General features: G+C 33.0%; 11 protein-coding genes and 1 tRNA gene. All 12 read right to left on the reverse strand.

What is annotated here, in order from left to right:
* Positions 1–37: 37 nt before the first annotated feature.
* The gene (locus CIPSTX3056_RS00720) at positions 38–268 is read right to left on the reverse strand and encodes a hypothetical protein (protein WP_072666059.1); all 231 of its coding nucleotides are present in this window, start codon (positions 266–268) and stop codon (positions 38–40) included.
* A 290-nt stretch (positions 269–558) separates the two neighbouring features.
* On the reverse strand, positions 559–951 hold the full coding sequence (gene rpsI, locus CIPSTX3056_RS00725) for a 30S ribosomal protein S9 (RefSeq protein WP_072666060.1): 393 nt from the start codon (positions 949–951) through the stop codon (positions 559–561).
* A 14-nt stretch (positions 952–965) separates the two neighbouring features.
* The gene (rplM, locus tag CIPSTX3056_RS00730; RefSeq protein WP_072666061.1) at positions 966–1,394 is read right to left on the reverse strand and encodes a 50S ribosomal protein L13; all 429 of its coding nucleotides are present in this window, start codon (positions 1,392–1,394) and stop codon (positions 966–968) included.
* Between the two features lie 2,444 nt (positions 1,395–3,838).
* The gene (thiI, locus tag CIPSTX3056_RS00735) at positions 3,839–4,264 is read right to left on the reverse strand and encodes a thiazole biosynthesis protein (RefSeq protein WP_083595497.1); all 426 of its coding nucleotides are present in this window, start codon (positions 4,262–4,264) and stop codon (positions 3,839–3,841) included.
* 334 nt (positions 4,265–4,598) lie between these two features.
* Entirely contained in the window at positions 4,599–4,868 is a 270-nt protein-coding gene (yfaE, locus tag CIPSTX3056_RS00740) for a class I ribonucleotide reductase maintenance protein YfaE (protein ID WP_072666062.1), read from the reverse strand.
* 4 nt (positions 4,869–4,872) lie between these two features.
* Entirely contained in the window at positions 4,873–6,006 is a 1,134-nt protein-coding gene (nrdB, locus tag CIPSTX3056_RS00745) for a class Ia ribonucleoside-diphosphate reductase subunit beta (RefSeq protein ID WP_072666063.1), read from the reverse strand.
* A gap of 66 nt (positions 6,007–6,072) precedes the next feature.
* Positions 6,073–8,358, reverse strand: coding sequence for a class 1a ribonucleoside-diphosphate reductase subunit alpha (gene nrdA, locus CIPSTX3056_RS00750; RefSeq protein ID WP_072666064.1), 2,286 nt, complete (start codon positions 8,356–8,358; stop codon positions 6,073–6,075).
* A 1,911-nt stretch (positions 8,359–10,269) separates the two neighbouring features.
* Entirely contained in the window at positions 10,270–11,670 is a 1,401-nt protein-coding gene (gene gndA / locus CIPSTX3056_RS00755) for an NADP-dependent phosphogluconate dehydrogenase (protein ID WP_072666065.1), read from the reverse strand.
* A gap of 1,792 nt (positions 11,671–13,462) precedes the next feature.
* Positions 13,463–13,957 (reverse strand): pantetheine-phosphate adenylyltransferase, encoded by a 495-nt coding sequence (gene coaD / locus CIPSTX3056_RS00760; protein WP_072666066.1) that lies wholly within the window; start codon positions 13,955–13,957, stop codon positions 13,463–13,465.
* Positions 13,957–14,730, reverse strand: a complete 774-nt coding sequence (locus CIPSTX3056_RS00765) for a glycosyltransferase family 2 protein (RefSeq protein ID WP_072666067.1) — start codon at positions 14,728–14,730, stop codon at positions 13,957–13,959. The genes coaD and CIPSTX3056_RS00765 overlap by 1 nt, the downstream gene beginning before the upstream one ends.
* Entirely contained in the window at positions 14,731–16,008 is a 1,278-nt protein-coding gene (gene waaA / locus CIPSTX3056_RS00770) for a lipid IV(A) 3-deoxy-D-manno-octulosonic acid transferase (protein WP_072666068.1), read from the reverse strand.
* A 2,544-nt stretch (positions 16,009–18,552) separates the two neighbouring features.
* Positions 18,553–18,629, reverse strand: a tRNA-Pro gene (locus CIPSTX3056_RS00775).
* Positions 18,630–19,656 lie beyond the last annotated feature (1,027 nt).

Consider the following 19,656-nt stretch of genomic DNA (forward strand, 5'->3'; position numbering starts at 1 on the left):
ACATCAGATCTAGATGAGAGCAATATTCATTTAAGTATTACATACTAATACGAGACTTATCTAGTGTCAACTGGCTATAAGAAATAGCAGAAATAGCGCAGTAGGGGGTTAACTTTAATAAACCGCTACGGTAGATTAGTGGACCTAGCTTGGTATGCATCAATGCTGAAAATTTTTGTGCTGTAGGTGCGCATTGAATTCTGAGACGATGAGTTAGGTCAAAAAGTAGTGTTATATTACGAGAATCCTGAGTGATATAGATTCTCATGTGTATGTCGGGAGCAGAGGGGGCTATAATAGCCGTTTAGGTTTTTTGTGTTTATTTTTAGTGCTAGGGCTGTAACCTTACAGGATCACTGAGTCAGTATGTCAGCGCTTATTATATTTTATATAAATATATAAAATATAATAAGCGCTGATAATTAGATCGGATCTTACATTCTCATAATAGAACTTGTCAGCATAGTACGACATGTTACCGTGATCGTGCTTGAAGGTCATGATCTGAGCACAAACCCAGTGTTTAGCACTGGGTAAGGTGTGTTAATAACTTAAAAGTTATCGCTTGGAGAACTGTGGACGACGACGTGCTTTACGAAAACCGACTTTTTTACGCTCCACTTGGCGCGCATCTCGTGTGACAAATCCTGCTTTACGTAAATTGCCTCGCAATGATTCGTTGTGTTTTATTAGAGCTCGTGTAATTCCATGACGAATAGCGCCTGCCTGCCCTGATGTACCGCCGCCTTTTACCGTAACATATAAATCAAATTCATTTACCATATCTAATAATTCTAGTGGCTGACGAACTATCATGCAAGCAGTTTTGCGACTAAAGTACTCTTTTAAAGAACGCTGGTTAATAGTGATGCCACCGCTACCTGCCTTGAGAAAGACACGTGCAGAGGCGCTTTTTCGGCGACCAGTTCCATAGTTTGTCTTCTCAAACATTTTTAACATCCTAATTATATATCAAGAACTTTCGGTTTTTGTGCCGCATGTTTATGCCTATCACCTGCATATACTTTAAGTTTGCGGTACATCTGACGACCTAGTGGGCCCTTTGGAAGCATACCCTTTACTGCTATTTCGATCACTTTTTCAGGATAACGACTAATCATCTCTGAAAAAGTTAACTTTTTGATACCCCCAATATACCCAGTATGATGATAATATATTTTATCACTAGGTTTAGTGCCAGTTATCGCTACTTTTTCAGCATTTAGGACGATAATATAATCGCCTGTATCCACATGCGGAGTGTATTCTGTTTTATGCTTCCCACGCAATCTAAGGGCTAGCTCTGTTGCTAAACGACCTAAGGTTTTACATGTTGCGTCAACAACATACCAGTCACGCTGGACCGATTCTGCCTTAGCTGTAAAAGTTCTCATCTAAATACGCATCCATGTTAAATTGTAGATTGATAAAATCTAAGCGCTAATAGAAGCGTTTAGATTTTATTAATCTATATGCATCTATATGCAGTAATGATTTTACCCCTTGCTAGACGTATAGGCTATATAAAGTATAAATAATCCTTCACATCAACCTAGCTTTATACTTAATGTACGAGATTATAAAGAAATAATTTATAAAAATCGAATGTTTTCTGTCAAGAGAGCGGCTAAATTTTGATTAATAGATTTTTTTGGTGTCTTTACGTTCAAAGAAAACTTTCAGTAAACTTTAAGTAAACATAGTTCTGTGTTGTCCTAAATGCAAATAGTCTTGCGCTGAGATATGAGTTGTAAAAGTATACTATCATTAACCTAATAATATTAGGCCCTGATGTCTTTTATATGCTCCAACATTGTTTGAGAGTGTTAATTTAGTATTTTATATACGGGTTTATCAGCAGGGGTCTTAATAGAAACACACCTAAAGTTAGATATCAGTCTCCATAAAAAAATAGGATAGCATCAAAACGGTACGGGAAGATATACACAAGCGTGAGAGTTTAGGTATAAACCACAATACTCGACTCCTGTTGCTCGGAGATATATAGTATATTCTGTAATTTTTTATACCATTCTACCAGTAATACTAGTTCTCCATAATTAAGATTAGATCGTAAGTTGTGTGTCAATCTTAAATAATGCCTAGCACCTTACTAAATCTTTTGCTCGAGATGCATATATAATATATTATATAATGCACTAACAGTTAATTGAGAGATCTAAATCTCATAAGAGTGCATTTTATTGTCACGATTTTATATTGAATGTCATGTTTACTGCTTAAATTACTGTATTGCTAGGATCACAGTAGCTCAGTCGCATATTCACGGGACATTTACAAATAATATTTTATTAACCTGATACGACTAAGTGAACGTTATAGATTTACTCATGAATGTGTTGCGATAATGAATAGATCATTTTGAGATAAATAAATGATCGAAGTAATACACTTTAGATTTGTGTTACTCTAGCTAAGAAGCATGCATCAGTTACAGAAAACAGGTTAAGAAAGCACTGCTATTACTTCTAGTATCTTGTAATATATCTTACTGTTTATAATGTATCTTACTGAGATAAGATGACTATTGTAGCTATTTACATACCAACCGATACGCTGTATATAATAGATATTATTACGTAAGATACGTGCTTTAGTGTGTTGACACTATCAATAGTAGTGGATAAAAAATTTTTATGTTTATTGGTTTTTGTGAAGCAGACTCAAGGTCTATCTATATAGTTGTATACACTATATCTATATACCAGTCTTCTCTAAATCAAGACCCTTCTGAGAGGGTCTACTAAAACCTGTATAGGTATACTGATAGATATTTCAGCTACACAACATCATGCCATCACATCCCTACCGTTTATCATGCAGGAGTAGGTTATCCCTCTTGTTATATTACCAGCATACCTTCAAAAATTACTCTAGGATCCACTACTGAAGAATCGACTGCTAGGGATAACAAGCATATTATTAATTAGATTTTATGATTAATAAGAATTATTCAGCTCAAATCATAATCTAGAGTTATTAATTAATATGAATATTAATAATTATCACAATGTGATAAATACTGATATTATCCTGAGCACTGTCCTTATAGCCTGCAACCAGCGCTAGGTCGAAGATTATTCTAGAATCCAAATGAAGGGGTATACCAATTACATCTTCTAGTAGTATGTTAAATAAAAAATTAAAACGGAGAAATCTAATTGTGACATAGAATACATTTTAATTGGATTGCTTTTTGAGGTTTGTTACTGGGCATATGGTTTTGTAGCATTGTTATGCTAAATTTTGAATAGATTAAATCGATACTTTATAAAAATTTATCATTTATAAAACTGTTGCAGTATTGTATATAGATAATACAGTGCATAAAAGTTGTAACATGTAGTTATCAGAAGCTCTATTAGAATAGCAAAACCAGCATAAGTGATGATATCTGTAAAAATAAAGCTTAAACGTATTGTAGTTACACAAGCTTACATGCTATAGAGGGACAGAGAACATGATTTGGTGTTATCATCTTTACCAAGCGATCATCTAGTTAATGCTACTATCTATAATTTAAGCGCAATTCACGGAGGCTCTGCATATTATGCGGCAAAATCATATAGTCCTCTTTGGTCACAGCATCGTACATGTTCACACCTGAAATCATTCTTTCATTACTATGGTTAATGGTATTTTGATCTGTTTGTATAGTGTTTCTATAATTATTCTTTTTCTTTTTAAGGTCTGCAGCACGGATGCGGCAAATACATTTTAATGATCAGTTAACCATCAAGCGTTGATCATTAGATACAATATTTGAGTATACGACAAGATGGAAGGACGCAATCTAATAAATTATTATTCAGTAATCTCATATGTTCAATGTTCCAGCTTGGTGCAGACAATAGCTTTTAACATTTGTAAACCCCTTTTCACGTAAATAAAGTACCTGTAACCGGCTCATTAATCCATTATCGCAATATAGTAGATACGATTTTTTTTGGTCTAAGGCGTTAAATTGATTATCTAGATAATAGAATGGTAAAGTTTTTACTAGAAAGTTAGCAAGTTTTAACGGTCGATCTTCTTGCTCATCTTGCGAGCGAATGTCTAGAACAATGTATTTTGGATCGCACGTAAGAACCTGATCTGTTTGTCTAAGATTCTGGTTACTCTGCGTGACATTTTTATAGGTATTTCCCATCGGATTCTCCTCTGGAGATCTTAAAGAGATATGTGCATATTTTGTATCACGATATTGTGATAATCGTGAGATCTTGGTTGTGCATAGATACATCAACTAATTCTTTAAGCGTGATATAGATAGACTATAATTATATTATAGCTCTATTATAGAGATGTTTTGTACAGTTTAATTAAAGCTGAGCAAGATAAAATAATTTTCTGTATAACAGAAGTTCTCGAGATGCTCCAAGCATGTAACCTATTTCATTAAGATTTTCATCATTTCTCAAGAGAACTGATGCAAGCGATTTGATAATATCAATCGCATGTATTTTTTAATACAGACAGTCAAGCCAAATAATTGACATTGTGCTAATAGAGAAAATTTTACATAAAAACATCTATGTATAAATCTTATGTATCAATCAAGTCTCTGTCGATCATGATCACTGACAATGCATTTCGATCTCAATATTGCTGCATGCGTAACATAAACAGGGTAGGATTTCACCGGGTCGCAAGAAAGTAATAGGCTGTGTTCTATACTTTATCATCCCCTGTAGTAGGCGTATTCGGCATAAGCCGCAGTATCCTGCACGGCACTGGTATTCAATATATATGTTGTGTAGTTCTAGAATCGTAAGAAGATTATGATGAAGATCATACCATATTAATTTTATACCAAAAGGTTTGAGTGTAATAATAGGTTCTGTCATAAGATTACAGTCGATAATTCATAAAATCATCTGTACTAACCTCAGCATCAATCTGACCCACTAGATACGAGCTTACTTCTACTTCTTGAGGAGCTGCTTGTACATTATCTGAGATCAACCATGAGTTAATCCATGGAATTGGATTATAACGGGTTTTAAAAGGTTGATCGAGACCGATAGCATGCATGCGCATATTAGTAATATATTCAATATATTGCCATAAAATAGCTTTGTTTAGACCAATCATTGATCCGTTGCTAAAGAGATATTCAGCCCATTCTTTCTCTTGTTGTGCTGCCAGAAAAAATAGATTGTAACATTCCTGTTGGCACTCGTCGGCTATCTCTGCTGTTTCCGGATCGTCATCACCATTCCGAAGCAAATTTAGAATATATTGAGTGCCAGTGACATGCAGTGCCTCATCACGCGCAATGAGCTTGATAATCTTAGCGTTACCTTCCATCAGTTCGCGTTCAGCAAAAGCAAATGAGCAAGCGAAACTCACATAGAAACGGATAGCCTCTAGGGCATTTACGCTCATCAAGCAAAGATATAGTTGTTTTTTTAGTGCGCGCAAGTTTACAGTTATGGCGGTAGTATGATTCACCTGATGCACACCTTCACCTAAGAGATTCCAAGCATTAGTCATACGAATTAAATCATCATAGTATTTAGAAATATCTTTAGCACGCGATAAAATCTGTTTATGTGTGACAATATCGTCAAATATCAGTGCGGGATCATTCACAATATTTCGAATAATGTGAGTATATGAGCGTGAGTGAATTGTTTCAAAAAAAGCCCATGTTTCTACCCATGTTTCTAGTTCTGGAATAGAGATTATTGGTAATAGTGCAATATTTGGGCTTCTTCCCTGAATAGAGTCTAGCAGTGTTTGATATTTCAAGTTGCTAATAAAGATATGTTTTTCATGCTCAGGTAGAGATTGATAATCGATGCGATCACGTGAGACGTCAATCTCTTCAGGTCGCCAGAAGAATGATAGCTGTTTTTCTATGAGTTTTTCAAATATTCGATATTTTTGCTGATCAAATCGCGAGATATTTACTGGTTGACCAAAAAACATTGGCTCTAGTAGCTGATTATTTTTTTGTTGAGAAAATATTGTATAAGTCATTGTGTATTCCAAAACATGAAGCCGGTAGTCGTAATTATTCGCCGAAATGCACTTTTATCGTAACGGTTACATTTTACAGGCACCGCTTTCGCAGTCCTCCTCCGGCGTAGCGGGCAACCAATCATCTTTTAAATCTTCTGTTCCATCACGGGTATGCTGGTAATACAGCGTTTTAATACCAAACTTATAAGCTGTAAGCAAATCTTTTAACAGTTGTTTCATAGGGACTTTGCCATTTATAAATCGCATTGGATCGTAATGTGTATTTGATGAAATTGCTTGATCAATGAATTTTTGCATTACACCAACTAGCTGAAGATAGCCATCATTATTTGGTATATCCCACAGTAATTCATAATAATCTTTAAGACGTTCATACTCTGGTATAACTTGGCGAAGGATTCCATCTTTTGAGACTTTGATGCTGATATGCCCTCGAGGTGGTTCAATACCATTAGAAGCGTTAGAAATCTGTGAAGATGTTTCTGTCGGCATAACTGCCGAAAGTGTTGAGTTACGCAGGCCGTGAATTTTTACTGACTTACGTAAACCCTCCCAGTCAAGTAATAGAGGGGTATTACAGATAGCATCTAGATCCTTTTTATAAGTATCAATCGGCATAATGCCTTGAGCATAAGTGGTTTCTGCAAACCATGGGCAGGCGCCCTGTTCAATAGCAAGTTCATTAGATGCTTTTAATAGCCAGTACTGAATTGCTTCAAACGCTTGGTGTGTTAATACATTGGCACTGCTATCGGAATAACGGACCCTGTGTTTTGCTAAGTAGTATGCGTAATTAATTACGCCAATACCAAGCGTGCGTCGTCCCATGGCGCCACGCTTGGCCGCAGGAATAGGGTAATTTTGATAGTCTAGCAATGCATCTAGCGCTCGTACCGCTAATGTTGCTAGTTCCTGAAGATCATCAAGCTTATCAATTACACCAAGGTTAAACGCAGATAAAGTACATAGCGCAATTTCTCCATTTTCATCGTTGATATCCTGAAGGGGTTTAGTAGGTAGAGTAATCTCAAGGCATAAATTTGATTGACGTACTGGTGCCATAGTTGGATTAAAAGGACTATGAGTATTACAGTGATCAACATTTTGAATATAGATTCGACCGGTTGAGGCGCGTTCTTGCATCATTAAGGAAAATAGCTGAACTGCTTTAATGCGTTGTTTTCGAATTTTTGAGTCTTGCTCATATTGGGTATAGAGTCTTTCAAACTCATCTTGGTTAGCAAAAAACGCATCATAGAGTCCTGGTACATCTGATGTACTAAATAAAGTAATATCTTCGCCTTGAAGTAATCGTTGATACATTAACTTATTCAGTTGTATACCATAGTCGATATGACGTACCCGGTTGTCTTCTATACCGCGGTTATTTTTTAAAACTAAAAGACTCTCCACTTCTTGATGCCACATAGGATAGAATAGAGTAGCAGCGCCGCCACGTACACCTCCTTGTGAACAGGATTTTACTGCACTCTGAAAATGTTTATAAAATGGAATACAGCCAGTATGAAATGCTTCACCACCACGTATCGGGCTACCTAAAGCACGAATACGACCAGCGTTGATACCAATTCCAGCGCGTTGAGAGACATACTTGACAATAGCGCTAGCAGTGGCATTAATCGAATCTAGACTGTCGTCGCACTCAATAAGCACACAAGAGCTAAATTGTCGCGTTGGGGTGCGTACTCCAGACATAATAGGTGTTGGTAATGAAATTTTAAAAGTTGAGATAGCATTATAAAAACGCTTAATATAATCTAGGCGCGTGCTATTCGGATAACTAGAGAATAAGCAAGCAGATACTAAGATATACAAGAACTGAGCACTCTCATAGATATCACCATTAACACGGTTTTGAACTAGGTATTTTCCTTCTAATTGTTTTACCGCAGCATAGGAAAAGTTCATATCACGCCAATGATCAATAAAACTATCCATTTTTGCAAATTCATCTACACTGTAGTCTGTTAAAAGATGGGCATCATATTTTCCCATGGATACCATACGTGTCACTTGGTCAATGAGTTTAGGCGGTTCAAATTGACCATATGCTTTTTTTCGTAAATGAAAAATTGCTAGACGTGCGGCCATATATTGGTAATCAGGTGCGTCTGCTGAGATAAGATCGGCAGCTGATTTGATGATCGTTTCATGAATATCAAATGTACGGATACCTGGGTAAAATTGGATACGGGAACATAATTCTACCTGAGATACAGAGACATTATGTAGATTTTCTGCTGCCCAGTTGAGTACGCGGTGTATTTTATCTAGATCGATACGCTCAGTGCGGCCATCGCGTTTAGTTACAAAAAGACTCTGATTCATGTCGCGCTTTACCTGTCCTTAACAAATAATCCCTATAGTTATATACAGATAGATCTTTTTTAGTTACCTTTTTGATCAATGTTACATATAGGATGGGAGTGGTAGCAGTTTTCACCACAACGTATAAGCATATATAATGCAATAAATAATTTATATAGTATAAACATAATGAGTAGGCTCATAGCCCTAACTTGTTGAACGAGGCTTGATCTTAAAACGAACCAAAACGTGTGCAGATTTTTTTATTTTTTCCTCCTAAGAGTTTTTATTCCTAGAGGTTATCAATAGATAACATATTTTTATTTTGCTATGTATGTCAGTTGTTAATTTAGATATATAGATTACAGTATTGTTACATATGATAATACTAATGTGAGTTATCGATAAAACCATTAGGTAGATACACGTATCTAGTTACGATATTATGTAACTACTGTATTTTCTGCTATTTTTGAGAAGTTCACGATCATGCTGTAGATCTTAACAACTGCTCTATTTTTAGCTAATTAGTTGAGTTCAGATTCAGATAAAATACCTTAACAGTGAATATATACTGAAGGATCAAGCATTACCGTATTTAATGAGTTATCTAATTTGCCGAAGTAATTATCTCTGGGTATTCACCTAGTTATAACGAAATCGTTATTGGCATGACGTACTAGTCATAATTATCATATGGTGATCTGATATACATAATGTTGACTACATAAGTATTGCTAACTTAGCTAAATGTGGCCAGATTGTATACATAGTATAAAGCTTGATCTGACACTTCTTCTGTATTTTACTATTATGCTCCTTATCATGATAAAATTAACTGGTATTTTTCTGGTGAGGCTCAGACAATTAGCTAATGTATATAAGATTATCAGCTGTCTTTCTGACTTACGTAAGTAAAGTTTTTTAGATGTTATATTAATAGATCAATCTACTCATTGCAGGATCTAACATCCTCAGTCTATACAGATGTGTAGTATACACTGATAGCATATCCTAAATAAGATTAATACTCCTCAAACCTTTTACATTATAATTGTTTTGATGATTTTTGTGCATTATTTCAATATGTTATAATCATGTTAGTCATTTAAAGCTCGTAAGAAAGAATTGCTGATTGCTGTCTTACTACTGGCACCTATCATCGCGATTACTTGTATAAATCTAATTAATAGATTTTTTATGAGAGTATATACTATGATAGTATATTGGTATCAAAGTAGGATAATAATATTTATTATTATTCTACTTTTAGTTTTTGATCTATACTATTTATTGTAAATAGAGACGGAGTGGTTACTCTCAAGTTATACGCTGATTGCTTTTGCATCTATAAGTATAAGGACTAAAATTATCTAAATCTTAAGCAGAAAGAACTGTATCGGTTCTGTTCTGTTTACTCGCGTATTATGAGCAAGAAGTCGCTGATTTTGAAAGGGCCCCATCGTTTATGGAGTAAGGATTAGCAGGTGATATTAAACGTTGCTCAATTGTTTTAAACTAGACGCATAATACTAATCTTATTTGTTATACTTTACACACTAAACGCGTATCTTGTATGCATTCAATATTCAAGTAGATACAAAATATCTAGTGCATACTAACTAAGATATGCCACATCTCTTAACTTTCTTAACTTATTGATTATATTTTGCGTTATTATTCCATCGCTATGTAAAACTTGTAACAATACAGCGTAGACCGTATGATTCATGGTATGGCCATACTCTTTTGTATCATGTATCAACATCGAGTCTAATTAGTATGCGTTGAGTGATCGTAATCAAGTATAAAGCAGGTATGACTTTATGATTGATAGTTATCGAAAAACTTAATACTATTAAAGAGTACCTACTAAATCTTCAGAGGCTTCATCGGAAAGTGCTGCACATTGTCTATATAATGGGGATCACATTACCATTCTGTATGAAAGATACCACTTTTATCTATTCGCTGATAAGTATGCGAACCAAAGTAGTCGCGTTGTGCTTGAATCAAATTAGCAGGTAGCTGTTTTGCACGATAACTATCATAATAAGAAATAGCAGCAGAAAAGGTCGGTGTCGGGATACCATTTAAAACTGAATAAGCTACCACATCACGCAGTGCTTTTTGGTATTTATTTGCAATACTTTTAAAGTAAGGAGCTAAAATAAGATTAGAAATATTTGCATTATCTTTATAAGCATTAGTAATTTCTTGAAGAAGTCCTGCTCGAATAATACAGCCTGCTCGGAATATGTTAGCAATTTCACCATATTTCAGCTGCCAGTTATATTGCGTAGATGCAGATTTTAGCTGGGAAAACCCCTGGGCATAAGCAATTATTTTTCCAAGATAGAGTGCTTTACGCACTGTCTCAATGTATTCGTCCCTATTAATGCTAATAGTTTGCAACTTAGGACCAGATAGCACTGTTGATGCTTCTATTCGTTGACTTTTTAATAAGGAAAGGTAACGGGCAAATACTGATGCAGTGATTAATGATACTGGCTCATTGAGATCTAACGCGCTTTGACTAGTCCACTGTCCTGTACCTTTATGAGCCGCTTCATCTAGGATCAAATCTAGGATATAATTACCGTCTTTATCTGTTTTTGTGAGGATATCTTTGGTGATACCAATGAGGTAACTGTTTAACTCTCCTTGATTCCAGTCGCTAAATATCTGAGCTAATGTCTCATTATTGAAATTTAGCGGATCTTTTAAAAGCGAGTACGCTTCTGCAATAAGCTGCATATCAGCATATTCAATACCATTGTGCACCATTTTTACATAATGTCCCGAACCATCTGGTCCTATATAAGAAACGCAGGCCTTACCTTCAGACAGAGCTGCAATTTTAGTGAATATTGGCTCTATGACCGCATATGCCTCTTTATGACCTCCAGGCATAAAGGATGGTCCTACTAAGGCTCCTCTTTCACCACCGGAAACTCCAGTCCCAATCAAATATACGCCTTGCGTAGAGAGTTCACGCTGGCGTCTCATAGTATCTTTATAAAATGCGTTACCGCCATCGATGAGAATATCACCTGGATCAAGATATGGAATCAATGACGAAATAGTCGAATCAGTAGCTTCACCAGCTTTTACCATAAGCATGATGCATCGTGGTTTTTCTAACGAGCGCAAAAATGTTTGTATCGTATAATGGGGTTCTAACATTTTGGTCTGAGTTTTTTTAAGGAATGCGTTAGTTATTGTATTGGATCGATTAAATACAGAAACGGAATAGCCTCGGTTGTCAAGATTAAGAGCTAAATTACGTCCCATGACTGCCATACCTATTACGCCGATCTGTTGCTTTGACATGATATCCTCTTATCAGGAATGGTTTGTGAGAAGATCTGATTCACATTTTTATGCTTAATTACAATAGGTGATTATCTAATGTATAGTGAATCAATACATGATGACAAGCAAGTATATTCAGCAAACATGAACAATGTGTGATGATACGCATTAAGACCTATCAGTCTATTTTACCATGAATGGATATCGCATATGCATTTATTAGTAAGTATTAGTAAGACAATTTTATTTTATTTAGATAGATTAAATTATCGTAACATTAGCGTCTATCCTATAATATATAGACGTAGTATACGGATATAGACGTATATGGGCGGTGTAGTTAATTGTAATATTAAGCAGAGACTAGGTAACATATATTTAGGAAGATATTTTAATAGTGTAAATATCTTATGTGTTACAAAGTACAGTTACTTTTAATTTAGCATTAAAACTAACATTAGGTTTTTCTATAGATCCTGTAAAGTATCCACATCGCACAATGATCACAAACAGTAATAACAATCTATTTCTTAGTTAACATTTATAGGCTCATCATTAAAAGCATTCAAAATTCTATCATTAGTAGCATCGCAAATTCTCTAAGATTATAAACCTGAAGTTGATATATCTAGTGCGCTAGATAAGCAGTGTTAGTTTTCAATCTGTTTTTAAATAACTATCCTTCTTATTTACAGCAAGGTTAAGATTTGTATCTGTCGTAATCTTAATTAAACTCCCGTAACTTTATTAAAGAGTAATAGAATTAGAGTATGGCTCATTAAATTAAAGTATAGCTCATTACTTACTATAAAAGCCAAAGATGCACACCTATAATCATTACTGTTGTCTTAAAAGTACGCAGTGCAGACCAGTACATATAGTGAACTAATATTTTTTGTTGCTGCAAGATGTATATCTAGTGAGAGCCCATGAGTCTATGTAAGTTGGTATATTACTAGTATACACTATAGACCTAGTATTCAGAGAATGTTGTTCGTTTTGTATCAAATTGTACTTTTTCAGATCGTTTATCACGCTATTAATTGATAGATATCGATATTAAAACCTATATTTTATTCCTGTCAGTGTATAAACATATGTATGTGTCAGAAGATGAAACGCATTATATGAAATGCTTAGATAAATTTTTAGATAAAAATATTGCAGACTATCAACAGATAACACAGCGGTGCTAAGCATCATTACAGATTTTTTATCTGGTCGATGATTGGTAATCCTTAATGATGCAATCGTTACTCTCGTGTGGAGTGTCTGATATGACGGATAGAGAGTTTAGCTAAATTAAACATTTAAGAGGTTGTCTACTCAATTATATGTAACGTGACAATGCCATCAGAGCTACTTACATAATATATTGATGTAGTTGTCTTGCTATGGTTTATGGAGATTATGCTTTATATTTTAGGTTACCTTTATTCATGATAACATCAGCGGAATAACCTATGATCTATAGTGCAATGAGCATCTAAGCATATGATATGCATCGTTTCTATATAGAGATATTTTTTATGATAATATCATAACGGCTGATTAGTTATCATTATCTATGATAAAAGTAACATCACTACAATAGTCATTGTATATAATAACTTTTAGTTAACCACAATCTCTTACTGTATGTCGGAGTGTAGGCAGTTGTCTCTTCATCTATGCTATAATAAATATACCTTTTAACCCTCTGGTTAGGATATCATAAGAATGATATTAAGCCACTAATCAGAAGGCACATGCCATGGTATAATTCAAAGAGGGCCAACAAGGAATTTCTTCTTAAGCTAATAAAATTTTTTTAACAGTTTATGGTCATGTCAAGACGTAGTTTTAATGCTTGATATGCCGGCATTGGAAGAAGTTTCTGTACATCACCACCATGTTGAGCTACCTCTTTAATTAATGACGAAGAAAGATAAGTATATTGCGTTGTTGTCATAAAAAAAACACTTTCTAGATCAGGAGACAAGTAATGGTTCATTGAGGCTATTTGCCTTTCATACTCTAAATCAGATGTTGTGCGTAAGCCGCGAATCAGTATGCGAGCTTTTTGTTCTTTAGCAAAGTTTACTAATAAATTGCTATATTTTATGACTGATATATTTGGAAGATGTTTAACCGTTTCTTGTGCTAGACGCTCTCTTTCTATCACAGAAAACATTGTCTTTTTTCTTGGATTAGCTGAGATTGCTAGAATTATCTGTTCAAAAATCCTTGCTGCTCGTGTAACTATGTCAAGATGGCCGTTGGTTATTGGATCAAAAGTTCCAGGGTAGATAGCTTTTTTTCTCATTAGTTTCTGTTCCTAGAGGTGCAATTAAGATCCCAAAGGGCGACATACTTATTAAAAGTATACTGGCAAACAACTATTGCTAGTAACCAACCCCGTGTTCCATCTAAAAAACTACCACGTACTAATAATGTTCTGATAAATGACCAAAAGCTACGGTAAATAATTTTTGTTATACTATAATGTTTACCTTTCTGATAGCGTTGTTTAGCCCAAGCTTTAGCATAGGAGCATTGCTTTAACTGAAAGGTACAAAAATCTCTACTGGTTAAATGCAATAAATCGCCATGTAGTGATCGAATAGGTATTGCAGATACATCCAAAGATTCATGAACTAAGTGATTATTGTAAGCATAGCAGGATGGGTATAAACGGATCACACGATCTGGGTACCACCCGCCATGTCGCATGGCTTGTCCAAGAAATACATTGCATCGTGATATACTGTATACAATTTTTGCAGGTGGCTGCTGCAGTATGAGATTAATAGATTGCTGCAACTCTGTAGTTACACGTTCATCGCTGTCAATCATTAAAATCATTTCATAATTAGCATAACTTTGTGCAATTTGTCGCTGCTTACCATAACCAGGCCATGTGTTCGATTGATACACCATTACTCCGTAACGCACAGCAATATCTAGAGTTTTATCACTACTTTTAAAATCTAACAGAATAATTTCATCTGCCCAACTTACTGATTCTAGGCATTCAGCTAGTACTTCTTCTGCATTGTGAGTGATGATTACTGCTGAGAGCTTTTGTAGTTTTTTCATTTAATGATCTCCTTGTACAAGGTAAGGGTCAATTAAATTTAATAAGTGCCTTAATGCACCTTTGTTCTTATGTAGCACATTCCATGCGTATAGCCCAGAATTCAAGCGATAGCTTGCATCGGTGAGTAATACAGTAATCTGATGATTCAATGATTCAGCATCCGTGACAGTAATTAGGGCACTACCTTGCTGTAAGAGTTTACATACCTCTTTAAAATTAAAGGTATAAGGACCCATTAAGACTGGAATAGTATGAGCTGCAGGTTCTAATGGGTTATGACCACCATGCTTAACTAAACTACCACCAACAAACGCTATATCTGAAATAGCATAGAACAGCATGAGCTCACCCATAGTATCTCCAATTACCACTTGCGTATGCTCGGAGGGTATCTGACCATTACTGCGTAAAATGTAGTGTAAATTGTGCTGTTTAGTTAAACAGCTCACACTAGAAAAACGCTCAGGATGTCTGGGTACTAAAATTAATAAGAGGTCCGGAAAACGCTTAAGAAGCTTACAGTGTGCATTTAAGATTATTTTTTCTTCACCCTTATGGGTGCTCGCGGCAATCCATATAGATCGATTGTTCAGTATCCACTGACTTCGTAACTGCATAGCTTTTGCTATCAGTTCTGGCATGACAGACACATCAAATTTTAAACTTCCTGTCACCACGAGTTGCGAACGCTTTAAACCTAGCTCAATAAAACGTTCGCCATCTTCTATGCTCTGGGCGGCAACTAATGTAATGCGTTGTAACAAGCATTTGGTAAAGGTATCAAACTTTTTATAAAGTCTAGCCGAGCGCTCTGATAGACGGGCATTAGCTATTATGAGCGGAATACGACGAGTATATAACAGCGTGATCATATTAGGCCAAAGCTCGGTCTCCATTACTATTACTACCTTGGGACAAGTAACATTAAAAAAACGGCTCATTACCCCAGGAAGGTCATAGGGTAGATATACGTGAGACACAGTTTCTCCAAGCAAAGATATAGCGAGATCTGAACCAGTGGGCGTCATGGTAGTGATTACAATAGGTAGGGCGGGATAACGATGATTGAGTTCGCGTATGAGTGGAATTGCAGTCAACGTTTCACCAACGGATACGGCATGTAGCAAAATACCTTTTGTTTTGACTTTTTCTGTACAGAATCCATATCGTTCCCCCCAGCGTTGGCGATAAGAAGAAGATTTTCGTCCACGTAGCCAGAGACGTATCCAGATCAGAGGTTGAAGAAAATATAGTAAAGCTGTATAAATAGTGAGCATAATGTTGCTTGTCTTGTCAGAGTAACAAGGATGGTAAGTTGGTGAGGATGTATCTCTAGGATGTATCTCTCAAATATTGCATCAAATATAAATATATATAACTATACAATTTTATATTGTATATAGTGAAATATCAATTATTCCATACGTCTGATCCCATCAGATTTATAGTTTTTATTTTTAGTGATATCTATATATAGCTTTCGTATCTTTAGTCTACTAATATATATGAATATATATCTTTTTAGCATTATTTATAGTTTATTTATAGTGATTTTCTTATTTCTCTGGTTGTCCTGTGTGAGGATACAATGCTATAACTTGACACATATTTTAAAAAATTTTCATAAAAACTAACAATATAATAAAAAATGTCATGATTACTACTCTCATTAGATTAGATTCTAACCTTATAATGTTTATAAAATTATAGATTAAGTTCAAACATATCATATCAATGTCATGGTTAATACACAACCTAAGAATATAGTATGAATTTTATTCAACATGCTTGATTAATTTTTTCAACATGTTAATCAGTGTGTAGCTATAACTCTATGACCATGATATTTAACTTCACATTGATGTCTGGATAGCGTGGTTTTCGTAATGCATAATATTCCATAAATTAATGCATAGAATATTCTGAGTGTACGCATATCCTACATTCTCATTTCTGTAGAAAATATAAGTATAGAAATATAAATAGATAAGTTTCTATTTATTTTAATGATTAATCATTTAATTGAATTTTTATTTTTTATGATTTCATATTTTATAAATCATATATAATTATAATATAATAACACATATCATGTATAATTTTATTATGATGTAATATAAACTATTATGATGTAACCTAAACCTAAATTTTGCCTAACTTAAATTTTAATTTTTAATTTTAAATTTATATGTAATATAAAGATATGTAATATAAAGATATACATTTATGTAATTTATGTAATATAAAATTATAAAATATTACATCAAAAATAAATTTAAACAAATTTAATTTAAATATGATATTATGATATTTCCTTGAAATATGATAATTCTATGATAATTTAATGTACTAAGAATTATAAAAGATACATATATCTCATATATCTAGAATAATAAAAAAATAAAATTATTGTGAGTAGATTTTCTAAACTTTTTATTCTTGTGTATTTAATTATTGTAACATAAATGTACTATATGGCGTAGTATTGTCTATAATGCATTATTATTTGTCTATAATGCATTTTTATTTAAAAGTATTACCTATAATACATTATATTTAAAAAATATTTAAAAATTTAAAAAATAAAGGAATATACCAAGTATCTTAATAGTTGATAAAGAGCATTAGATGCGCTTTGGTAGTGAATGGTATGTAAGTTATAAAAATATTATAAAGTTCATATGTAGATTCACAATAGCACATAAAGCTAAATATGAAATTTTCAATGCTAGATATCTGTATTATGTATTAAACGTCTTAATTTTTTCATTTTTTTAATGAATGGAAGTAAATACCTTACTAAAAACACTAGGTTAGGATATAATGTTCATGTGTGTTCATATCTTGTATATATTTTCATAAGAGTTTTTATTCTTGTTTCTATAGAAAATTATCAATAATCAATACTTGGTGAAAGTATCATTTCGCCATGCTAATTAAATTAATACGGAATATAGCGTATCTTTCTTGTCAGTCTATTCGGATTATTTCATATTTCAATTATTCTTTAGATAGACTTGTATCAAATATCAAACTATTTTCTAGCTAGATAGACTTGTAATAAAATTAGACAGTCTGAGTGTTATCTGAGTGTTATTGTGCAGAATTTATGATGAATATTTCAGCTATTACTGTTTTTATTTTTGTGTATAAAGTATATAGTAAAAATATACATGTCATAGATTATTGCTCATTTTATATACTATGATTCCATGTTATATATATGATTCAATGATTAAATCGATAATCGATAAAAGCGGGTATTAGGTTATTTAGAAGCCTGGAGATATCAATAATATATCAATTATTTTAAACATAATTTATAAGTTTAATGATTAAGTTCAAGAAGAATACACTCTTTACATTCTTTCTTAATAACATAAATCATAGCATACATTCTTCTTTATACTTTGTATAAGGTATTACTTTGTATAAGGTATTTTTATTTTGTATTGTACAAGGTATTAAGGACTGATAAACGTAAAAACATCAGTATAGTATATTTGTATATTACGGACTGCATAACTTCGAATACTGTATTTATAGTACAAAAGTACAAAGTACAATATTATGACATAATACATCGTAATCGTAATACTTAATAATATACCTTAATTGAGAATATTTAATAAATTGAGAATATTTAATTAATAATATAATATACCTTAATTAAGTATGAGTATATAGACAGTAATAGACCTACAATAAGTCCAATAAGTCGATAAATATTGACAATTATATATTATATATAGAAAGCATTGAATTGATATATATAAGAATTGAATTTTAATTATTGAAAATATTGAACATTATGAACGTTTTGGTCGGCACGAGAGGATTTGAACCTCTGACCCCCGCCACCCCATGACGGTGCGCTACCAACCTGCGCTACGTGCCGAAGATTGATTACAGTTTTCGTATAGATAGAATATTTAGATTGTCTGTCGAACTAAACTAACTAAGCTAATAGTTAGCAGACAATTTCTAAGATCGATCTATCAAGCTATATGATATCAATCTATCATATTATGAATGAAGTAAATATGCAATGCCTTTAATGATTCTAATCTATTTTTAATACGAGCATCATACACGTAATGTGCTATTATGCATGAATTCGTTTCGTATGAGGTATCATGATTGTGTACTTTATATAAAAATCATTATTTCATTTCTGAATAAACGAGTAAAGGCAAAGAAAATATTATTTAGTCAAGGCAAAGATAGATAATATTATTTTTTTATTTATTTATTTATTTAATAATAATAATTACTATTCTCATATTTTTTATTTATTAGATCATTAGATAGTAATAGTAAAAATAGTAAGATAAGAAATAGCAGGATAGTAGTATGTATTAGTAGTAATATATTAGATAGTAATCTTGATTCACATTGTATAGTATAGATATTTTATTTTCATGTTTTCATTTAGGTTCTCTAATGTTTTCATTTAGGTTCTCTAATGCATAGAGTTATCTTTCTATAATAGTAATATTTATTACCTTCTTTAAACTTTATTATTTTCTTTAAACTTTGAAGATCATCCGATCTTGTGTTATTGCATGCTGTACAAAATAGGGCGCATAAAATACGTAAAATATACTTAAAATAAATAAACTTACTTAAGATATACAAAATAAATAAACTTACTAAAGATATACACTTTAAATATATAAATATATTTAGAAATATTTTATGTACAATTTACTCAAGGATCAGAACATTTCAATAGGTACAACAATAAATAGAATATAATATATAAAAATATCAGATATATATATAAAAATTAAAATCATTAAAATCATAAAAATTGAAATCAATTGAAAATTATATATAATTATAACTGTGAATATCACATAGTTTTCGTATTTTTATTACAATACTTTATTATTTGTTATTATTATTTATTATTTAAATAGAGA

This window comes from Candidatus Erwinia haradaeae, from assembly GCF_900698965.1.
Classification (GTDB): domain Bacteria; phylum Pseudomonadota; class Gammaproteobacteria; order Enterobacterales; family Enterobacteriaceae; genus Erwinia_E; species Erwinia_E haradaeae_A.

Coding starts and splice junctions, on each gene's coding strand:
- CIPSTX3056_RS00765 (WP_072666067.1), bottom strand. CDS start 14,730: ATGAAAAAACTACAAAAGCTCTCAGCAGTAATCATCACTCACAATGCA.
- CIPSTX3056_RS00720 (WP_072666059.1), bottom strand. CDS start 268: ATGAGAATCTATATCACTCAGGATTCTCGTAATATAACACTACTTTTT.
- waaA (WP_072666068.1), bottom strand. CDS start 16,008: ATGCTCACTATTTATACAGCTTTACTATATTTTCTTCAACCTCTGATC.
- rplM (WP_072666061.1), bottom strand. CDS start 1,394: ATGAGAACTTTTACAGCTAAGGCAGAATCGGTCCAGCGTGACTGGTAT.
- coaD (WP_072666066.1), bottom strand. CDS start 13,957: ATGAGAAAAAAAGCTATCTACCCTGGAACTTTTGATCCAATAACCAAC.
- rpsI (WP_072666060.1), bottom strand. CDS start 951: ATGTTTGAGAAGACAAACTATGGAACTGGTCGCCGAAAAAGCGCCTCT.
- yfaE (WP_072666062.1), bottom strand. CDS start 4,868: ATGACAGAACCTATTATTACACTCAAACCTTTTGGTATAAAATTAATA.
- nrdB (WP_072666063.1), bottom strand. CDS start 6,006: ATGACTTATACAATATTTTCTCAACAAAAAAATAATCAGCTACTAGAG.
- gndA (WP_072666065.1), bottom strand. CDS start 11,670: ATGTCAAAGCAACAGATCGGCGTAATAGGTATGGCAGTCATGGGACGT.
- nrdA (WP_072666064.1), bottom strand. CDS start 8,358: ATGAATCAGAGTCTTTTTGTAACTAAACGCGATGGCCGCACTGAGCGT.
- thiI (WP_083595497.1), bottom strand. CDS start 4,264: ATGTATCTATGCACAACCAAGATCTCACGATTATCACAATATCGTGAT.